Raw genomic sequence first — 18,938 nt, 5'->3', positions numbered from 1 at the left:
TATCCACGGCACCTTATAAATATTAATTGGCTCCCAACAGTTTTTTAAACGTACAGTCTTTTATCGAAACCATGAAGAAGAGGCTCCTCCTGCTGGTGTCCCTGGGCTGGATCTTCAACTACGCCCATAGAATGGCCGTTCCTCCGCTGATCCCGATGATACGGGCAGAGCTGGGGATAAATAACGCTGAGGCGGGCCTCCTGATGACGGCCCTTCTCCTTCCATATGCGGTAGTTCAGGTTCCCGCAGGGTACATTGGGGATCGGATCGGTAGAAAGAGGCTCCTCGTCATGAGCATAATCGGCTACTCTCTTTCCTCCGCCCTGATACTGTTCGCCAGGCAGTACTGGGAGCTTCTGGCCGTTAGGGCGCTTTACGGTGTGTTTTCTGGGCTTTACTATGCCCCCGCCACCGCCCTGATAAGTGAGGTCTACCGGGAGAGAAAGGGCTCTGCCCTTGGGTTTTTCATGATCGGTCCGCCGGTCGGGAGCGGGATAGCGCCCATCATAGCTGCCCCCATCGCCCTGGCACTCGAATGGCGTTATGCCTTTGTCCTGCTGTCAGGGATGAGCCTCCTCATCGGCCTTGCCCTTGCGTTCGCCGTCAGGGGGGAGGTATCCCGCCCCTCCAGGGTTAGACTTTCGCTCCCGGGGAACGTATACCTGCTGAGTGCCGCCAACTTCATAGTCCTGGCGGCTTTCTTCGGTCTGCTCACGTTCCTTGTGTCCTTCCTTGTCAGCTACGGCGTTTCCATCCGGAGGGCCTCCATGCTCTTTTCCCTGCTGTCCTTGGTGGGTGTGGCCGGCTCCCTTTTCGGTGGGGCTCTCTACGACAGAATCGGCCGGAGGAGCGTTTCACTGGTTTTTGGGCTGAACGCCTTTCTGACACTCGTTCTGGCATTGAGCGCATCTCCCTGGGTAATACTGCCTCTGGGACTGACCTTTTATTCCGTTGGGGCCATTGTAACCGCATACGCCTCCGAAAAGGCCACGTCTGAAAACTTGGGATCGGTGATGGGCTTTGTAAACATGGTCGGGTTCTTTGGGGCAACTGTGGGGCCCTACATCATGGGGCTGCTGATAGACTCCTTAGGATACAGGGCCGCGTTCCTCTCAGTTCCGGCAATGTATGCGCTTGCACTTGGGATTATGGGACTGGAAGAAAAGATTGGGGAAGGCGGCTTCAGCCGTACATGACCTCATGCATTGCTATCTGCTGGGCAAGCCTCTGCTCCGCCCCGAAAACCTTCTCCACTGCCCTCAGGAAGTCGTCCTGAGTGACGTACTCACGCCTGTCCCTTATGGCGAACATCCCGGCCTCTGTGGCTATGGCCTTGAGGTCCGCCCCACTCGCCCCCTCCGTCAGCTCGGCTATGACCCTCAGGTCAACGTCTCTGAGGTTCATTTTCCTGGTGTGGACTTTGAGGATCTCCAGCCTTCCGCGGAAGTCTGGGAGGGGCACCTCTATGAGCCTGTCGAAGCGTCCGGGCCTGAGCAGGGCAGGGTCAAGGATGTCCGGCCTGTTGGTGGCGGCTATTATCTTGACGTTGCCCCTTGGGTCGAAGCCGTCCATCTCGGCTAGGAGCTGCATCAGGGTTCTGTTGACTTCCCTCTCTCCACCGGTCGTCTCGTCCATTCTCTTTGCCCCGATGGCGTCTATCTCGTCAATGAATATTATGGTGGGTGCCTTCTCCTTGGCCAGCTCGAACAGTTCGTGGACGAGTCTTGCGCCCTCTCCTATGAACTTCCTCACGAGCTCACTCCCAACGACCCTTATGAACGTGGCGTTGACCTCCCTGGCGAGGGCCTTTGCCATTAGGGTTTTTCCGCAGCCGGGGGGACCGTAGAGGAGGACACCCTTCGGGGGCTCTATACCAACCCTCTCGAAGAGCTCCGGATGCTTTAAGGGCAGCTCTATTGCTTCCCTCAGCTCCTGGAGCTGCTTGTTGAGTCCGCCGATGTCCTTATAGCTGACCTCCGGCCTCTCGATGACTTCAAAGCCGAGGACGCTTGGGTCTTTTTCGCTCGGGAGGAGCTCCACAACCGCCATCGTCCTCTGGTCGAGGGCCACCCTTGCACCGGGTTTGAGCTTGTCCCTCTCTATCCATGGTGCAATCCTGACGACGAACCTGGGGCCGTTGAAGTTCTGGACTATTGCCCTGTCGTCGTCCAGAACCTCCAGCAGGGTGCCGGCAAAGGCCGGAGGCTGCCGGAGACGGGACATTTCCATCCTCAAGCGGGACAGTTCCCTTTCAAGCCTCTCCTTGTCCGCCTCCAGTGTTCTTACCTGGAGCTCAAGCTGTCTGATCCTCCTTTTAAGGTATATGACGTAATCATCGTACTCTTCTGAAGGTTTTACTCCAACGTTCTCAACGCTCATAATTTTTCACCTCTCACGGACTGGGCTGTGTAGAAGTGCCCTTTTAACTCTATCCTTTCCATGTACTTCTCTGGTATGCTCACTTTATATACCTTTGGTGTCATGGGTGTGGATATTTCCTGACTTGATTCCGGAGTAATCAATGGATGGTTCATCTGCGAAATTCTTATTAACTTCTAGTGCCAACTATAAAGAGGTTATAGCAAGGGGTGGGATGTAATGAGGATTGAGATAAAGTTCAGGCCCGCAAAGGAGGGTACTGTTCTCCCTTTCAACTACAACTATGATGTGTACACTCAGCTCATCGAAAAGATGGCGGTGGTCTCCCCGGAGATAGCCCGGGAGGCCGAGGTAAGTCACGTTGACTACTTCACGTTCTCACGGATCATGGTGAGGAAGCGCGAGCTCATCCCTGACAAGGGGATAAAGGTGCTGTCGGACGACGTGTCGCTCTACGTCTCTTCCTCGTCCGGGGAGCTCATAAAGGCAGTTGTGGAGGGCTTCATTGACAGCCCGGTTCTCCGTCTTGGCGAGGCCGTCTTTGTGGCGGATGATATAAAGATTCTGAGGGAGCCGAAAATAAAGGACGGCTCGCTCTTCTCCACACTGAGCCCCATAATGGTGCGGACGGTCAAGCTCAGCGGCAACCGCATGAAGATATGGGATCTCTATCCGAACGAGGAGGCCTTTTTCGACAAGCTCCGCAAGGTAATGCTGATGCGTTATTCATCCATCATGGGCACCATGCCCGAGGACAGGGACTTCTCCATTGATGTCATCAAGTTTAAGCCGGTCAGGATACTGGTCAGGGACACCTACTACCGCGGTTCCCTCATGATATTCCGCTACCACGGCTCCCCTGAGATAGCGCGGTTCGGGTATGAAAATGGCTTTGGGGAGAAGACCCGCTACGGATTTGGGATGGTCAAAGTAATAGATGAAGAGCCAGGACGAGAAGGCCGAGGGTAGCCTCTATCAGCCAGACTATCGCGACCAGCTTCGGTTCGGTGGTTCTGACCCTTCTCATTATTATCCCCAAAAAGCTCGGGTACGGTGGTGCCCTGAGCGTTCCGTCTGGCAGTACCGTTGTTCTCCCGTGTTTCCTGACCCCGAACCTCACACCTGTCGCTTTTATCGCGAAGTCCAGGAAGTGCGGCAGCAGGAGCACTGCCGTGTAGACCTCGACCTTCCCCACGACGCCGACCACACCTATCAGAGCCCCGAGGCTCAGGGTCCCGGTGTCCCCCGGGAACACACGGGCGGGATAACGGTTCCACCACAGAAACCCCAGGGAGACTCCCAGTCCCGCCAGTGCCAGCAGGCGGGCGTCTCCTTCAGTTATTGCCGCCAGAACTGCCAGGGCTATTGCCGATGTCCCAACCTCAAGCCCGTTGAACCCCGCCAGCATATTAACGAGGTTGGCTGACCCCGTGACGAAGAGCACCACCAGGAGGGGGTAAAGGGCCCCCAGGTTCACGGAGTGTCCCAGGACGTAAACACTCTGGGGGACTCCAATGAACGCGGCCGGGACGGAAACCAGGAGGGAGAGCACCACTTTGTGGAGCTGCCTCAGGCGGGTCAGGTCATCCACTATTCCAACTAGGCCGAACAGGAGGAATATGGCCACCGCCTTGGCCATGGTTGTGTCCATGAACTGTGAGAGCGCAATGGGGAGTGCAATTAGAAGCGCGAGACCCCCCATTTCCGGAACTTCTGGCTGGTCGGGCTTGTGTATGTCCCGTCCGGTTACCCCGGCTTCTCTCATCCTCCCGGATATATACCATGTGAGCACGAGTGAGAGGGTTAAGCCTATAAGCAGAGCGGCCGCTATCATACTCTGGACACCCCATTTCCTTACAGCGGTCATAAAATAAACCCTTCGGTGAAGGCGATGGACATCAGACTGGTGGTCTTTGACCTCGACGGAACCCTGGTGGGGGCCCCGAAGCCCTTTGCTCGGATAAAGGAGGATCTTAGATCCGGGCTCATTGGGATAGGAATCCCTGAGGATCTCATGGGGGACCTTACTCCAATGTACGAGAGCCTTCTGAGGATCTCTGCGGAGAGCGGTAGGGACTTCGACGAGCTTTATTCCATTCTGGTTGGGCTTGAGAGCGAGCGGATAGAGGAGAGCTTCCTTTTTGATGGTGTTCTGGACGTCCTTGAGTTCCTCAGGGGCATGGGCATACCGATGGCAATCATGACAAGGAGCTCCCGCAGAGCGGCCGTGAAGGCCCTGAAAATGCACGGGATAGACGGGTACTTTTCCGTGGTCTCAACCAGAGACGATGTTCCGCCGGAGGAACTGAAACCCCGCCCGGGCCAGCTTGAAAGGATAATCAGGGAAGTCGGGGTTGAACCAACTAAGGTTCTGGTGGTGGGCGATCATGGCTACGATGTGCTTCCAGCAAAAAGCCTTGGCAGTCTGAGTGTCATGGTGACGGGCCATGACGCAGGCAGAATGAGCTTTTCTGTGGACGCCCTTCCGGATTTTGAGGTTCGGGACATGGCCGAACTGCGGCGCCTCATTGAGAACCTTCTGAGCACGTATGTAGTTGTCCCCGCATACAACGAAGAAAAGACCATCGGCAGGGTTCTTGATGACCTGCTCCGCTACTTCAGGAGGGACGAGGTAGTAGTGGTCAACGACGGCTCCATGGACGGGACTGAGGAAATCGCACGTTCAAAGGGGGTGCGCGTCCTCACCCATCTGGTCAACCGTGGCCTCGGCGGTGCCCTCGGTACAGGCATCAGGTATGCGGTAACGAAAGGGGCCCGGCTGGTACTCACGTTCGATGCCGACGGACAGCACCTTGTGGAGGACGCCCTGCGCGTCATGAAGCCCGTGGCTGAGGGAAGGACCGACTTCGTGGTGGGTTCGAGGCTCAGGGGTGACGTGAGCCAGATGCCCCTCGTCAAGCGCTTTGGGAACTTTGTCCTCGATGCCATAACAGCGGTCTTTGCAGGCAGGTACATAAGCGACAGTCAGAGCGGACTGAGGTGTCTGAGCCGGGAGTGCGCTTCCAGAATCCGGATAACTTGTGACCGCTACGCCGTCTCCAGTGAGATAATAATTGAGGCCTCAAAAAACGGCTGCCGCATCGTGGAGGTCCCCATCCGGGCCGTTTACACCGAGTATTCAATCAAGAAGGGGACAAACGTCCTGGAGGGCGTTAAGATAGCCCTCAACCTGCTGTTCGATAAGCTGAGGTGATGGGTATGTACACCGTTCAGTACCTCGCCATTGTCGTTGTGGTTGCCCTGATGGTCTACGTGCTGGGCAAGTACGGAAAAAGGGAAGTTGAGTGGGGGGACTTCCTGTTCTGGGAGGCCGTCCTTCTGGCGCTTCTGGTGGTGTCGGTATTCCCTCTGAGCATCTCCCAGGCAGTAAGGAGGATTCTTGGGCTCGGCAGGGGCCTAGATGCGCTCTTCGTCGCCGCCATAGGTATTGCGTACATAATGATGTTCAGGCTCTACATGGCGGTTGACAGAGCTGAGAGGGAGATAACCGAGCTCACGCGGAAGATAGCCATAGAACTGGAGGAGATAAACGAGAAGCTGGAAAAGATCAGGGAGGAGACTTAGTCGGAGAACTCCCCGAAGAGCTCCTCAAGGAAGAGCCTTACCCTCTCCTTTGAGAGCCTGAACTGCCGTATCTTTACTATCCCTTTCTCCTGAGCTTCCCTGAGAAGTACCTCAGTGGCCCTGTTCGGGTACATCTCCTCATAGACTATCTCCTTTATCCCTGCGTTCGTGACGAGTTTGAAGCATATGTCGCAGGGAAAGTGAGTGACGTAGAGCGTTGCCCCCTCAAGGCTTATGCCCTTCCTTGCAGCCATCGCTATGACGTTCTGCTCCGCGTGGACAGCCCTGTGGCAGTGTCCGTCGACCATCAGGCACCCAACGTCGATGCAGTGATCCATCCCCCTCGGTGCGCCGTTGTATCCCGTGGCGAGTATGTACCCATCCTTTACGGCAACGGCCCCGACGCGGAGCCTCGGGCAGGTCGCCCTCAGCGAGACTAGCTTTGCTATCAGCATGAAGTACTCGTCCTTTGTGGGCCGGATGCGCTTTATCTTCTCCGCCTTTTCCCTGTCGAGGAATATCTCGACTTCCATACGCCATCACTGCATGCGCCTGTTGAACATGTTGCTGCCGTTTATCTCGACCAGTATGCGGAATATCCTCTCGTCGTAGCTCGGGTGGGTTTCTATCCTGGGCACCTTCTGGCGCCTCTCTATGGCCGGTTCAATGCTCGGAACTGCACTCACCCTGACCCCGGCGCCGCTCCTCAGATCCTCGTAGTATTTGAGCTCTTCAAGGGCCTTCATGAGACTCATCGGGACGTCAAGGAGCTTCAGCGCTGTCTCGTCGGCAAGGAACTCCCTGTCCTTCAGGAAGTTCGCGCGGGAAAGCTCGTACATGCCGTAGAGTATAACTGCAGCGACCGCCGTCCACAGGCTCGTGGTCAGTATCACCAGGACCACTGTGAAGGTTATCATGAGGTACCGGGAGTAGGCCAGCACCGGGAAGAGCCTGGTGTCCCCGTTCTTTATGTGTCCAATCTCGTGGGCGGCCACAGCCAGTATCTCATCCTCGTCAAGGACTTCGAAGAGGCCCAGAGACAGCACTATGGTGTCCTTGAAGGAGTAGGCCAGGGGGATGTAGTCGTCCAGTATGTAGACCGTTGGCATTGAGATGCCGGCTTTCCGCGCCATCTCTGCTATTCCTTCGTAGAGCCAGGGCATCTCCTCCTGCTGTAGGAGAACGTAGTCGCCCTTGATGTCCTTTTTTGAGACCCAGAAGTAGAGGGTCAGTATCAGTGCAAACGCGGCCAGTGATATCTCTAGGCCGAGCTGCTCCAGTGCAATAACCGCCAGCAGGCCCTCCAGGACGATGACTGCTAGGAGCATTTCACATCACTACTTCCTTATTCTGGACAGGTAAGCGTACGTCGCCTCCTTGAAGTTGGTCATGAGCGCCTCAAGTATGCTCTGCACTACCCGCTCCTCGAACTCCTCCCTGGTAGTGGTGATTGAGTAGACGTACCTCATGCCTCCCCTGCCTTTTTCGACCTTCCTCGTGAGGAGGCCCCTTTCGCAGAGCCTGTTCATGAGTATGCTTATGGTGGATCGCCTTATGTCGGGGTGCTTCTCCTTCATGTACTCGTAGACCTGGCCAGCGGTGGCGACCTTCACCCTCCACATGTGCTCCATTATCTCCGCTTCGAGGGGGGGAAGAACCGCTTTTATGCCTTCCTCCGTAAGCTTGAACTCGTGGGGTTGCATTGCCACCATCCTCCTCTTATCCTTGGAGCACCTACGGCACTTTGACTAAAAAGTTTTTGTACCTCCTGTTTTTTCGGCCCCAGTTAGATTTTTAAATCGGTCGGGGGAGTATTTATGGGCCGTGGGCCGGTGGCTTAGCCTGGACAGAGCGTCGGCCTCCGGAGCCGAAGGTCGCGGGTTCAAATCCCGCCCGGCCCGCCAGCTTTTCAGCCTCCTGGAACCTTGTAGATCACCATGCCGTCCTTCTGGAAAACTGGCACTAAACGTGTTTTCAGCGAGGGACCTATCCCGAAGCGGGCGACGCAGGCCCTGATCTTGACCCCTGAACTGTCTGCTGGATCGTATCGTATGTATTCAACTCTGCACGGAATCCCGTTTTTCCTGAGGTATCCGCTGTACTCGAGGGGAACCCAAAGAATATCGTTGATCGCGACCTTGTCTACGTACACGTACTTAACCCCATATTTTTGAAGGAGTTCTAGTGACTTGGTGGTGTTGTTTCCGAGGAGTACCACGATCATGTCGGCACTTCTCTTATTGTAGTCCACGAAGGGGGATGCATGGGTTCTCCTGAACAGCACCGTCTTCCTTCCGGATATAGAGAACACCATGAATGAAGATTCATATGAACTGAGTATTACGTCTGATGGCTTCGTATGTGAAAGCAACCACTTCCTCAGCTCCGGAAACTTGAATTCCTCATATCCGAGCTGTACCCATTTGGAGGATGTGTATGAGTCAACCGTCAGCACCGCGAGTCCCACTAAGGCAATGAGAAAAGCTCCTTCGACGAGCTTTGGATTTTTGCTGAATTTGAGGATTTCAAGATCCCTGCAAGCACAAGGACAGCCCTCAGCGCGAAGAAATACATCCTGGTGCTGTACGCTATCAGTGGGCTGCCAGCCAGGATGAAGAAAGCCCCCATGAGGTAGAGCCCAGCAAATGATCCCAACAGAGCCTCTCGGAGGATCCTTCTTTTTGCTCCGGCCAGCATCCCTGCTAGGGCTATCCCCGTCAGGAAAATCCATGCGGAGGGCATGAATATAAACGATGCCATATCAGCGGTAAAGTCTTCGAGGGAGTAGTGGCCGAGAACCAGGCTCTGGTACGGGTTGGGAGTCTGTGCGTGGTACACAAACAGAAGTGGGCCCCAGTATATCATGAGGATGGGTATCCCAACGGCTAATATGACAGCATAGTTCTTTATGGTTCTCATGCTTCTCTCTTGGAGGAGCTTCAGGCCAGTATGGACAGATACTACGGCCCCTATGCCGAGGGTTCCCATAACATGGGTTAATCCGGCAACCCCCCAGGCCACCCCCACTGCGGCGGCGCTCTTTGGGGATTCCTCCCTGATATACCGCAGGAACACAACGTAAAACAGGGGTATCCATGCCATTATCAGCATCGTGTGAGGGTGGGCGTCGGGAAATCTCAGTGCCAGGGGCAGTAAGAGACCTATCCGGGCATTCTTCTTGCCCGCAAGTTCTCTGGCGAGAAAGTATCCCGCTGTGGCAGCAATCATCATTATTACAGGGGGCATGACATACGTCGTAACTGTCATAACATCCCCAGTGATCTTCGCGATGGCCGCGGCGATAACGTGGTACAGCCACGGATAGAAGGCGTAGCCCCCTGTGTTAGTGGGATCGTGGATTGGAAGTTCCCATGGAATATCGCCTCCGCTATTCCGTTGTGAAAGTACAGATCGCCCCCGTAGGGGGGACCGGGAATTGATCTGAACTGCAAGACCACGGATATTACAAGGATCATGCTCATTAGGAAAAGCGGGGCATTCCTGGCGTTCATGGTCTCCCGTTCTATGAAGGTTCGATGTGTTTTTAATCTTGCCCCTCTCCGCATCCCCTCCGCAGTCAACCTTAAAAGCGTAGCCGTTAACGCTCCCTGGTGAGAGAAAATGGCGATTTACTTCATAGGCCTCGGCCTCTACGACGAAAGGGATATCACGCTCAAGGGGCTTGAGACTGCCAGAAAGTGCGATCTCGTCTTTGCCGAGTTCTACACCTCCCTGCTGGCGGGCACAACCATTGATAGGATTGAAGAGCTCATAGGGAAGCCGATAAGGAGGCTCACGAGGGAGGACGTTGAGCTCAACTTCGAGAGGATAGTCCTCAAAGAGGCCAGGGAGAAGGACGTCGCTTTTCTGACTGCTGGAGACCCGATGGTCGCCACCACCCACTCAGACCTCCGCATAAGGGCCAAGCAGATGGGGATAGAGAGCTACGTGATACACGCCCCGAGCATATACTCCGCCATAGCGGTAACGGGACTGCACATCTACAAGTTCGGCAAGAGTGCGACGGTGGCATATCCTGAGAAAAACTGGTTCCCCACGAGCCACTACGATGTGATAAGGGAGAACATGGAGAGAAACCTGCACACGATGCTCTTCCTCGACATAAAGGCCGACCAGAACCGCTACATGACGGCCAACGAGGCCATGGAGATACTCCTTCAGGTGGAGGAAATGAAGGGCCAGGGGGTTTTCACGCCGGACACACTGGTAGTCGTTCTTGCGCGTGCGGGCTCGCTCAATCCGACGCTCAAAGCTGGCTACGTTAGGGACATGCTCAGCGAGGACTTCGGCAGACAGCCGCACGTGATGGTTGTTCCGGGCAGGCTCCACATAGTCGAGGCGGAGTACCTGGTGGCCTTCGCGGGTGCGCCGGAGGAGATACTGGAGGGGGTCTAGCGAAAGCTTTATATTTCTCTCCCCACCCATTATTCCGGGGACGGGCCCGTGGTCTAGCCTGGTTATGACGCCGCCCTCACACGGCGGAGGTCCGGGGTTCAAAGCCCCGCGGGCCCACCATTACAAACTTCGCGCAGGCGAAGTTTGATCAAAGTTGGTAGCTCCCTCTTAAAGTGCAATTCTTAGAAGGATTTTCTCATCTTAAAGCACCAAGCGTGGTGGAGAAAGGTCAACTTCCAAAGGAATCACAAACTTTGATGGAACTCTGCCTTGCAAGTTACATTCCATGGATTCTCTGACTCCAAACCACTCGGCAGGAATGGATTAGGCAATTGCCGAAAAGCTTATAACGATTGACGAATACTTTACCAACATGCTTGAAAAGGAAAAAGAAGCTCTGGCGAAGAGGATAGCGGGGGAAATAACCCTCTCCTCCGACCCCGGAAAGACAATGCGCAAGTGGCGCGAGATATTTGGCATCAGCCAGACCGAGCTTGCCGATTATCTCGGAGTTTCTTCTTCGGTCATTAGCGATTACGAGGGCGGGAGGAGGAAGAGCCCGGGTGCCTCAACCATAAGGAAGTTCGTGGAGGCCCTTATCGAGATCGATGAGCGGCGCGGCGGAAACGTCATCAAGGCCTTCAGCAAGACCATCGGGAGCGAGCTCCCCACGAGCGCCATCCTTGACATAAGGGAGTTTGCCCTCCCCGTGACGATCAAGGATCTTGTCTCCGCCGTTAGGGGCGAAGTTGTTGCGAATATGCACCTCCTCGATAGGCGCATCTACGGCTACACCGTCGTCGACAGCATAAAGGCGATCCTTGAAATGTCGTCCGAAGAGTTCCTCAAGCTCTACGGCTGGACCACCGAGAGGGCGCTTGTCTTTACCAAGGTCACAACCGGGAGAAGCCCCATGATAGCCGTCCGCGTCCAGGGACTCAAGCCGGCAGTGGTGGTCCTCCACGGCGTCAAAAAGCTCGACGAGCTCGCGGTAAAGCTGGCGGAGCGCGAGAGGGTCCCGCTGGTTGTGTCCAACGCCTCCTCTGAAACCGAACTGATAACGAACCTCAGGAGGCTCGTTGAAAAAACGGAGAGAGAGCTCTAAGCCTCCAGCTCCTTCTTTCTCCAGACACCACCCTCAGCGAGCTTGGTTAGTCTGTCCCTTATATGGATCAGAACGTCGCTCAGGATCCTTCCGTTGTCGTATTCTTCGAGTATCTCCAGTAGCTCCTCCCTGCTGTAGTCCTTCATCTCCCTGGCCAGCTCCGTCATCCTCGGGTAAGCCCTGACGATATTGTCCACTATAGTTATGTCGGCCATTCTGGCACTCCTTGAGAGCGGGTTAAGGTCGACAGTTATCACGAACTTGCCCATCTTTACCAGCGCCTCCGTCCTGTCGCCGTCCTCCAGCGGAACAACGACCACATCTGCCTTCCATATTCCCTCTTCGTCAACCCTGCCGCGCTCGTGCTCCAGGCCCGGAATGCGCTTCGTGGGGTTTATCCCGAGGAGCTCTATTTCCTGGTCGTACTTTCTCAGCTCCTCTGTTATCGCTCTAACGCGCTCTTCGGTGCGGTAAAAGAGGTTTATTTCAAGCTTTGCCCCAAGGGCCTTGGCGAGCTCTATGGTCTCCTTTGGGACTAGTGCGGCAACGTTCCCGTTGACTGAGATGACGGGGTGCTCCGCGAGGAGCAGCTTGGCTACTGCAGCCCTCATCGCCCTCTCGGCGGGTTCTATGGTTCTTTCGCCGATAAGGTAGTCGAAGGCCTCACCCCTGCCGTGCGCTATGAGGCCCGCTTTGGCTGTCATGCCCTTCTCCATACCCTCTATGATCTTCTCCCTGTAATGCAGGCTCCAGTATCTGGGATGACTCCTTGGGATCTCCACCATCTTGGCCACCGGCGGTAGTTGGTGCCCCAGGGTAAAAGCCTTTCCTATGGTCCGGGAGTTCTGAACCTTTGGTTTAAAAAATACATATAAAATCCAAACGTTCTAAACTAAGCGTGAACAACTTTGAGCACATGATCAGGGTGGTGCATTATGGGGTACACGATAACGAAGAAGGAAAACCTGAGCGCCATCGACTTCTTCATGGAGGTCGAGGCGCCTCACATAGCTAGGTCGTGGAAGGTGGGGCAGTTCGTGGTTCTGATTCCTGACGAAAAGGGTGAGAGGGTCCCGATGTCCGTCTACTATGCGGAGAATGGAAGGATAGGCATGTTCATAAGGCGGCACGGGAAGACGACCCTCAAGCTCTGGTACGAGTTTGACGTTGGGGACGAGCTCCTCAGCGTTACGGGCCCCCTTGGAAAGCCCATAGAGGTAAAGCACTACGGAAACGTTGTTTTCGTGTCGGACGCTGTCTGCGCCCAGGCCGAGAGCTACGCCACACTCAAGGCGATGAAGGAGGCCGGCAACTACACCATAGCCATCCAGACCTTCGAGAACGAGGCCAACGTTTACCCCGAGAGGTACCTGGCGAAGCCCGTCGCCGACGAGCATTACCTCACCACGGAGGACGGGAGTGTTGGGATAAAGGGACACTACCTGGACGTTCTGAGGGAGCTTATAGAGAAGGATAAGGTTGATATCGTCTTCGGCGGCGGAAAGCTGGGCTCCCTTAAGAAGCTGGCCGAGCTCACAAGGCCCTACGGAATCCCGACCATCGTAACGGTCAGGCAGATAATGGTGGACGGAACCGGGATGTGCGGCTCGTGCAGGGTTCTCTATGGGGGGGAGATAAAGTTCGCCTGCAGGGACGGGCCGATGATGGACGCGCACAGAATAGACTGGGACGACGCGATAAAGAGGAACGCACGCTTCGCCGAACAGGAGAAGATTGCAAGGGAGAAATACCTCGCCAAGCTGAGGGAGAAGGGGGTGATCTGAATGGCGAGAGCCAAGCCTAAGCTTATCAAGGAGCGCGTTCCTACTCCGGAAGTGCCAGTGGAGGAGAGGGTGAGAAGCTTCGTTGAGGTTAACCTCGGTTATGACTTTGCTTCGGCCGTGAAGGAGGCGGAGCGCTGCATACAGTGTCCACCCGAGTACGCGTCATGCATCAAAGGATGCCCTGTCCATATAAACATACCAGGATTCATAAGGGCCCTCCGTGAGAACTCTGATAACCCGGATGAAGCAGTCAAGAACGCCCTGCGTGTAATATGGAACGACAACACATTGCCGGCCGTTACCGGCCGCGTCTGTCCACAGGAGGAGCAGTGTGAGGCGCCGTGCGTCATGGGCAAAGTCGGAGACCCCATCAACATAGGGAAGCTTGAGAGGTTCGTTGCGGACTACGCTAGGAAGCACGGGATAGAGGAGGAGCTCCTCAAAGAGTTCATGGCCAGCGAAAGCGGGACGAAGGGCAGGGTCGCCGTTATCGGGAGCGGTCCGGCGGGACTCACAGCGGCCGGAGAGCTCGCCAAGATGGGCTACAGCGTGACCGTCTTCGAGGCCCTCCACAAGCCAGGTGGAGTACTCATCTACGGGATTCCCGAGTTCAGGCTCCCGAAGGAGATACTGGACAAGGAGATAGCCAAGCTCCGCGAACTCGGTGTCGAGATAAAGCTCGACTACATCGTTGGAAAGACAGTTACTCTTGAGGAGCTCCTGGAGGAGTACGACGCTGTGTTCATAGGAACCGGTGCGGGAACGCCCAAGCTGCTCAACATACCGGGCATACTCCTTGACAGGATATACACCGCCAACGAGTTCCTGACAAGGATCAACCTCATGAAGGCCTACCTGTTCCCGGAGTACGACGAGCCGATAGCGGTCGGAAAGAAGACCATCGTGATTGGGGCCGGAAACACCGCCATGGACGCGGCCCGCTCCGCATTGAGGCTCGGAACAGAGGTAACAATAGCATACCGCAGGGGAAGGGAGGACATGACCGCCCGCGTCGAGGAAATCCATCACGCTGAAGAGGAGGGAGTCAAGTTCGAGTTTTTCCTCAACCCTGTGGAGTTCATCGGCGACGAGGAGGGCAGGGTAAAAGCCGTCAAGTTCGAGAAGATGCGCCCGCTTGAGGAGCGCGATAGGAAAGGAAAGCGCAAGATAGTCGGCACCGGCGAGTACGTCACGCTTGAAGCCGACACCGTCATCATAGCGATCGGCCTTGAGCCCAACAGGATAATAAGCGAAGAAGCCACTGGCCTCAAGACGAACCCCGATGGGACGCTCGTGGTGGATGAGAACCTTATGACGAGTATTCCTGGAGTTTTCGCCGGTGGGGATGCGATAAGGGGTGAGGCGACAGTTATCCTTGCGATGGGTGATGGAAAAAGGGCCGCAAAGGCGATAGATGCCTACATCAGGTGGAAGAAGGCGAACGCCTAACCCCTTAGCTGTTTTTCTGTTTTCTGCCTTTCTATTTCTAATGCCCTACCACTGCCTCTTTCTGTCGCCGAAGAAAAACTTCATAAAGCCCGAGAAGTCCTCGCCGCGGAAGGCCGCGTAGAGCTCCTGGGTCTCCTCAGGCGTCAGCCACTCGATGTGCTCCGGGATCCCCTCCTCGAAGATGTATAGTATCTCGTCGTCCTTTCTGGCCACGTCGAGGGTGTATATCTTCTTTCTCTGCTCCTGGGCGATCTTTATCTCCCTGACGACGAGGGAAGTGAACTTTCCGACAACGGCTATGGCGACGAATATCTCCGCCTCTGGAATGAGGTGTTCCGTCGTCCTGAGGCCGTAGTCTGAGGGAATTACAAAGTTGTTCGAGCCGAGCTTTTCCTCCAGGAGCTGGAGGATGGCCTTCTCCGTGTGGGTGTGGTAGAGTATGGTGGGCTCGCTCAGGTACACGAGCGGCCCGTAGATTTCCTTCTTCTTTCGCCTGAAGAACCCGAGCATTGAACCACCTCAGGTGGGGATAATCTCCTCATCCGTTCAGGAGGGATGACACTCATCATCGGTTTGCGGACGGAAACCACTCTACAGCACCACTCATCGTCCACTTGCTTTGACCCCTCTTTTCGAGGCCCCAAGAGAATAACTGACCTTAGTATTCAAAGGCTTTTTGGTCGTTCATCGCTTTTTAGTTATTGTCTTGATTTTTCAAATTAAATGAAGGAGAATCATCCGCTGAAATGTCGGGATGAACGGAAGCCTCATTATCAAGCCTTTTAGTATCTCTCCCTCTCTGTAGACCATAATAGACTCCCTCCCGTCCCGGATAAAGATACCCTCCACTTTATACGACGCGTCACTGGTGAATAGTGCCTTTGTGAGCAATTTGTAATCCTCGTCCTTCTCGTCCATAGCTTCTTCAAGAGATATAAAAACCAAGTCCCCCAACTGGCTCAAGGTTTCGATGTAACGTTTGTTCCGCCTAGGTTTGGGGAGGACTATTTTTGTATTCAATCCTTTACGCTTTGCAATTTCGAACGCTTTCTTGAACTTAAACCCTAGTTTCCAGTCAACAAGTGCTGAGATGAACTCCTCCTCCTCCGCCCTCTCTGCTAAATCCTCAACGTTACGTTTTATGTTCCACTCGCCCTGTAAATACCAGATTGGAAACCATTCTTGTCTCTGTTCCTTTTGATAACTCTTCAGCTTGATTATGACATCCTCTGCCGATTTAAGGTACATATCCCTAAGCGAGGCAACCACTTTTTCAGGATCAGTAGCCTTAAAGTAAGTAGGGCTCCCTTCGCTTATATCCACAAAACCCTTCTTATGAAGCTCTTTTAAAACCTCGTAAACCTTTGGCCTCGGAACTTCACTTTCCTTAGCTATCTCACTCGCTTTCGAGGGCCCAAGGATTACCAAAGCGGCATAGACCTTTGCCTCGTACTCCTTGAGACCAAGAAGCTTAAGTTTTTCAATAATCTCCTGCTCAATCACGTAACCACACACCTCCAATTCCTGTAGCTCCTCAGCTAAATATATATCTTTGCTTGAGCCGCTGACGTTTGCATAAGTAAAAATAAAAGAAAGTTCATTTTAATCCTTCATAACTTCTTCTGCAAAAAATATCGGGATGAGCACTATCAGAAACATTGCAATCACTATTGAGAAATTCACATAGTATGCTGTGGGCGAGGGTGCAGTACCAGTACGGTATATCGTGAGAATCGCTCCGCCCACGGGAGGAGCTATGGAGGAGCCAATGTTTCTAAAAGTGGTAAAAAGGCCCGTTGTTAATCCCAGCCTCTCCCTGGGAGCGGAGAACGTTAACAGGTTAATTAGGGACACGTTCAGGAGAGCCATTCCCATAGAGCCCACACTCATAAATCCCAGCACATACGTAACTCCATCATAGAGGTGGAGAACGGCCAGCGAGTAGCCCAACACCGCCGTTAAGATTCCAAAAACGGAGAGGGTCTTCGCCCCAACCCGGAGTATAACGCGACCTGCTATAGGAGCGGCTATCAGATATGTCAAAACAAGGGGCGTCATATAAAGGCCGGCCTTAAACACGGGGAGCCCGTATCCATGGGGTTCAGGCATCTGTAGCAAATACGTCAAGGTTAGCGAGTTTATCTGAAATGCAAATGCCACGACAAAGGTCGCAAAGACAGCGGCCTTAACATTCCTGTTAAAGACCTCGCGAGGAATGAAAGGATGCTCAGTTTTGGCCTCATGGAAAAGGAATGCAAAAAGGGAAACGGCGGAGAAGGTTATCAGAAAGATAACCTTTTCAGATGTCCATCCCCACTGAGAACCTTTTGATAAGGCTATCAAAAAGGACACCAGGAAGGCGGCGAAAAGAGGTACACCAGCCAAGTCTATCCGCTTGTCGTGCTGGATGAACCTGCTTTCCCTTACGTATAGAGCGATTAATACAACCAGCAGAATCGCAAAAGGAGCAACCGTGTGGAAAGTGGCCCTCCATCCGTAGTTTTGCGCAATCCAAGCCCCTACCGGAAACGCAATGATGATGCCCACTCCATTCATGGCGGAGATGAGTCCCTGAGCCATAGGTGCAAGCCGCCGGGGGAACTGCTCCCGGACTAAAGAGTAAGCGAGTGGCAACATGGCCATACCTACACCTTGTACGGCCCTTGAGAGAAGCAACGCTCTAAAGGTGGGGGCGTATCCATTGAGCACTAAAGCAAGGGTGTAAAGAGAAAGGGCCGTTAAGAGGAGCTTCTTTTTTCCGTACATATCCCCCAGGGTACCAAAGATCAGCGCACAAATTGTCCCGGTGATTAAATAGGCCGTGAGGATCCATGACACATCGGCCTGCGTTATGTTGAATTCCTGCTGGATGTAAGGCAAGCTCGGTATTAACATTGCCTCGGTATAAAGAACAAGGAGAGATGCAAGACTGAGGAGAGGGGTGACTCTCCAAGCGTATTTGACATCGTAGTCCTTCATTTGCTTACCTCCTCTCGCTCGATCTCAACGGAGAAAACCAACCCCCTGTTGCCGTCAACCCGGATGTACTGCCCGTCCTTGAGCACTTTCGTTGCTACGCCGGTTCCCATAACTGCAGGAATGCCGTACTCGCGTGCGACAATTGCGGCGTGGGACAACGGCCCACCTGTATCAACCACCACCGCTACCGCCAGCCGGAAGAGTGGTGTCCAGGCTGGAGTTGTGTAAGGCGCAACTAGCACATCTCCAGGCCGAAGCTTGTGGAATTCTGAACTGTCTCTGATTATACGGGCAGGACCCTCTGCCACTCCCGGACTGCCAGGTATGCCGACCAGCAGAGCCCTCTGTGCATCCTCAGAGGTATCTTGGACGTACAACAGCCGTGGGTCTATGAAGGGCTTGTCCTTTAGGTTCTCCCACTTTTCCTTTCTACGAGACACGAGAGCACGGAGTTTCTCTGCAGTATCATCTGAAAGTGGCCACTTCTTTATCTGCTCTATTTCGCTTAGCTTTAGGTAGAAGATGTCCTGAGGAACCTCCAGTACTCCTGCATCTACTAGGCGTTTGCCCATTGTCAATAGAGCGCGTCTTAGTATTGGTATTGGCATCATAGCGTAAAAGCGCCCGTCCTCGCGGAGCCTGTGGAGCTGACGCGCTTCTTCAAGAACGCTCAGGAACATGGAGCGGAAAGGCCGTAAACGCAGCAGTGGATGAGTTAGTACCTGATCGAGGGCCTCTCTAAATCTCGCGCAGGAGTCCCCATGTTTCACCTCCGAGGTGGCCAGACTTGCGACTATTCCAAGCACAACCTCCGGCTCCTCTTTCCACGTTCCATGGGAAATCAACGCCGAGCCCCTGGCTTCACGATGCCCGTATTTTTCGAGGAATGCCTCGAATTCAGATAGGAACTCGTGACCTGCTGGCGTTTTTTCAAGAACGGAAATCAGCTGTTTCGGCTCATATTTACGGAAGAGCTCCATGAGTTCAGGGTTTTTCCTTACCATCTCTGCGAGCTTCTCCAGTTCAGCATTTGCCTCGGTAACTTTTGTGTTGATGCATGTAAAGAGGAGGGTTGAGAGCAGGTGCCTGCGCCTAAGCGTCCGCAGTGAGAGGGATATTATCCCAGCAGATATCAAGGCTCTGGGGAGGTAACGCTTACGTATTTCACCCGCCAGTGACGGTATTGAGAGCGCCTCGTGCACCGTATCAAGAAGCTCCTCCCACGTGCTTCCTTCCGGATC

The 18,938-nt window shown here is 54.2% G+C and carries 21 protein-coding genes and 2 tRNA genes; 10 read left to right on the top strand and 13 right to left on the bottom strand.

Annotated features, from left to right (window positions below; all coding sequences use genetic code 11):
• Positions 1-71: 71 nt before the first annotated feature.
• Positions 72-1,196, top strand: coding sequence for an MFS transporter (locus E3E36_RS03790; RefSeq protein ID WP_167894023.1), 1,125 nt, complete (start codon positions 72-74; stop codon positions 1,194-1,196).
• Here E3E36_RS03790 and E3E36_RS03785 read toward each other — a convergent pair.
• A complete protein-coding gene (locus E3E36_RS03785) occupies positions 1,183-2,379 on the bottom strand; it encodes a proteasome-activating nucleotidase (protein WP_167894022.1) in 1,197 nt (398 codons plus the stop codon). The two genes, E3E36_RS03790 and E3E36_RS03785, sit on opposite strands and share 14 nt — an antisense overlap.
• On the bottom strand, positions 2,376-2,522 hold the full coding sequence (locus E3E36_RS03780; protein WP_167894021.1) for a hypothetical protein: 147 nt from the start codon (positions 2,520-2,522) through the stop codon (positions 2,376-2,378). Before E3E36_RS03780 ends, E3E36_RS03785 begins: the two co-directional genes overlap by 4 nt.
• A gap of 76 nt (positions 2,523-2,598) precedes the next feature.
• Here E3E36_RS03780 and cas6 point away from each other — a divergent pair, with 76 nt between their 5' ends.
• Positions 2,599-3,348: a CRISPR-associated endoribonuclease Cas6 gene (cas6, locus tag E3E36_RS03775; protein WP_167894020.1), complete on the top strand. Its 750-nt coding sequence runs from the start codon at positions 2,599-2,601 to the stop codon at positions 3,346-3,348.
• Here cas6 and E3E36_RS03770 read toward each other — a convergent pair.
• A complete protein-coding gene (locus E3E36_RS03770) occupies positions 3,305-4,213 on the bottom strand; it encodes a glycosyltransferase 4 family protein (protein WP_167894019.1) in 909 nt (302 codons plus the stop codon). The two genes, cas6 and E3E36_RS03770, sit on opposite strands and share 44 nt — an antisense overlap.
• Positions 4,214-4,270: 57 nt before the next feature.
• Between E3E36_RS03770 and E3E36_RS03765 the strand changes: the two genes are divergently transcribed.
• Positions 4,271-5,593: a glycosyltransferase gene (locus tag E3E36_RS03765; protein WP_167894018.1), complete on the top strand. Its 1,323-nt coding sequence runs from the start codon at positions 4,271-4,273 to the stop codon at positions 5,591-5,593.
• Positions 5,593-5,964 carry a DUF2304 domain-containing protein gene (locus tag E3E36_RS03760; RefSeq protein WP_306463667.1) on the top strand — a complete coding sequence of 124 codons (372 nt, stop codon included), beginning with the start codon at positions 5,593-5,595 and terminating at the stop codon, positions 5,962-5,964. The genes E3E36_RS03765 and E3E36_RS03760 overlap by 1 nt, the downstream gene beginning before the upstream one ends.
• Here E3E36_RS03760 and E3E36_RS03755 read toward each other — a convergent pair.
• From E3E36_RS03755 to E3E36_RS03745, 3 genes are read right to left on the bottom strand one after another with little or no spacing between them, the layout of a single operon-like run.
• Positions 5,961-6,497: a cytidine/deoxycytidylate deaminase family protein gene (locus tag E3E36_RS03755; protein ID WP_167894017.1), complete on the bottom strand. Its 537-nt coding sequence runs from the start codon at positions 6,495-6,497 to the stop codon at positions 5,961-5,963. The genes E3E36_RS03760 and E3E36_RS03755 overlap by 4 nt on opposite strands.
• Before the next feature lie 6 nt (positions 6,498-6,503).
• Entirely contained in the window at positions 6,504-7,292 is a 789-nt protein-coding gene (locus tag E3E36_RS03750) for a M48 family metallopeptidase (protein ID WP_167894016.1), read from the bottom strand.
• 9 nt (positions 7,293-7,301) lie between these two features.
• Positions 7,302-7,667, bottom strand: coding sequence for a BlaI/MecI/CopY family transcriptional regulator (locus tag E3E36_RS03745; protein WP_167894750.1), 366 nt, complete (start codon positions 7,665-7,667; stop codon positions 7,302-7,304).
• A gap of 123 nt (positions 7,668-7,790) precedes the next feature.
• On the opposite strand from E3E36_RS03745, the gene E3E36_RS03740 reads away from it, so the two are divergent.
• Positions 7,791-7,868: transfer RNA gene (locus E3E36_RS03740), tRNA-Arg, on the top strand.
• Between the two features lie 5 nt (positions 7,869-7,873).
• Here E3E36_RS03740 and E3E36_RS03735 read toward each other — a convergent pair.
• Positions 7,874-8,278 (bottom strand): hypothetical protein, encoded by a 405-nt coding sequence (locus E3E36_RS03735; RefSeq protein WP_167894015.1) that lies wholly within the window; start codon positions 8,276-8,278, stop codon positions 7,874-7,876.
• Between the two features lie 152 nt (positions 8,279-8,430).
• Positions 8,431-9,231: a glycosyltransferase family 39 protein gene (locus E3E36_RS03730; protein ID WP_167893433.1), complete on the bottom strand. Its 801-nt coding sequence runs from the start codon at positions 9,229-9,231 to the stop codon at positions 8,431-8,433.
• Between the two features lie 354 nt (positions 9,232-9,585).
• On the opposite strand from E3E36_RS03730, the gene dph5 reads away from it, so the two are divergent.
• From dph5 to E3E36_RS03715, 3 genes are all read left to right on the top strand, one after another.
• The gene (gene dph5, locus E3E36_RS03725; protein WP_167894014.1) at positions 9,586-10,380 is read left to right on the top strand and encodes a diphthine synthase; all 795 of its coding nucleotides are present in this window, start codon (positions 9,586-9,588) and stop codon (positions 10,378-10,380) included.
• 42 nt (positions 10,381-10,422) lie between these two features.
• Positions 10,423-10,500 (top strand) — tRNA-Val (locus E3E36_RS03720).
• A gap of 253 nt (positions 10,501-10,753) precedes the next feature.
• Complete coding sequence (locus tag E3E36_RS03715) at positions 10,754-11,485, top strand: helix-turn-helix domain-containing protein (protein ID WP_167894013.1); 732 nt, start codon at positions 10,754-10,756, stop codon at positions 11,483-11,485.
• Here E3E36_RS03715 and E3E36_RS03710 read toward each other — a convergent pair.
• Positions 11,482-12,270 (bottom strand): 4-phosphopantoate--beta-alanine ligase, encoded by a 789-nt coding sequence (locus E3E36_RS03710; protein ID WP_167894749.1) that lies wholly within the window; start codon positions 12,268-12,270, stop codon positions 11,482-11,484. The two genes, E3E36_RS03715 and E3E36_RS03710, sit on opposite strands and share 4 nt — an antisense overlap.
• A gap of 150 nt (positions 12,271-12,420) precedes the next feature.
• On the opposite strand from E3E36_RS03710, the gene E3E36_RS03705 reads away from it, so the two are divergent.
• Positions 12,421-13,269 (top strand): sulfide/dihydroorotate dehydrogenase-like FAD/NAD-binding protein, encoded by an 849-nt coding sequence (locus E3E36_RS03705; protein ID WP_167894012.1) that lies wholly within the window; start codon positions 12,421-12,423, stop codon positions 13,267-13,269.
• A complete protein-coding gene (gltA, locus tag E3E36_RS03700; protein ID WP_167894011.1) occupies positions 13,270-14,718 on the top strand; it encodes an NADPH-dependent glutamate synthase in 1,449 nt (482 codons plus the stop codon).
• Between the two features lie 45 nt (positions 14,719-14,763).
• Here gltA and E3E36_RS03695 read toward each other — a convergent pair whose 3' ends face one another.
• The 4 genes from E3E36_RS03695 to E3E36_RS13170 form a co-directional block, all read right to left on the bottom strand.
• Positions 14,764-15,228, bottom strand: coding sequence for a hypothetical protein (locus tag E3E36_RS03695; protein ID WP_167894010.1), 465 nt, complete (start codon positions 15,226-15,228; stop codon positions 14,764-14,766).
• Positions 15,229-15,432: 204 nt separating this feature from the next.
• On the bottom strand, positions 15,433-16,221 hold the full coding sequence (locus E3E36_RS03690; protein ID WP_167894009.1) for a TrmB family transcriptional regulator: 789 nt from the start codon (positions 16,219-16,221) through the stop codon (positions 15,433-15,435).
• 99 nt (positions 16,222-16,320) lie between these two features.
• Complete coding sequence (locus E3E36_RS03685) at positions 16,321-17,697, bottom strand: MFS transporter (RefSeq protein ID WP_167894008.1); 1,377 nt, start codon at positions 17,695-17,697, stop codon at positions 16,321-16,323.
• Positions 17,694-18,269: a PEP-utilizing enzyme gene (locus tag E3E36_RS13170; RefSeq protein ID WP_240911806.1), complete on the bottom strand. Its 576-nt coding sequence runs from the start codon at positions 18,267-18,269 to the stop codon at positions 17,694-17,696. Before E3E36_RS13170 ends, E3E36_RS03685 begins: the two co-directional genes overlap by 4 nt.
• Positions 18,270-18,938 lie beyond the last annotated feature (669 nt).

This window comes from Thermococcus sp. M36 (genome assembly GCF_012027355.1).
In the GTDB taxonomy this organism is placed as follows: Archaea; Methanobacteriota_B; Thermococci; order Thermococcales; family Thermococcaceae; genus Thermococcus.
The sequence above is the reverse complement of the archived record's forward strand: the minus strand, read 5'-3'. Positions and strand labels throughout refer to the sequence as shown.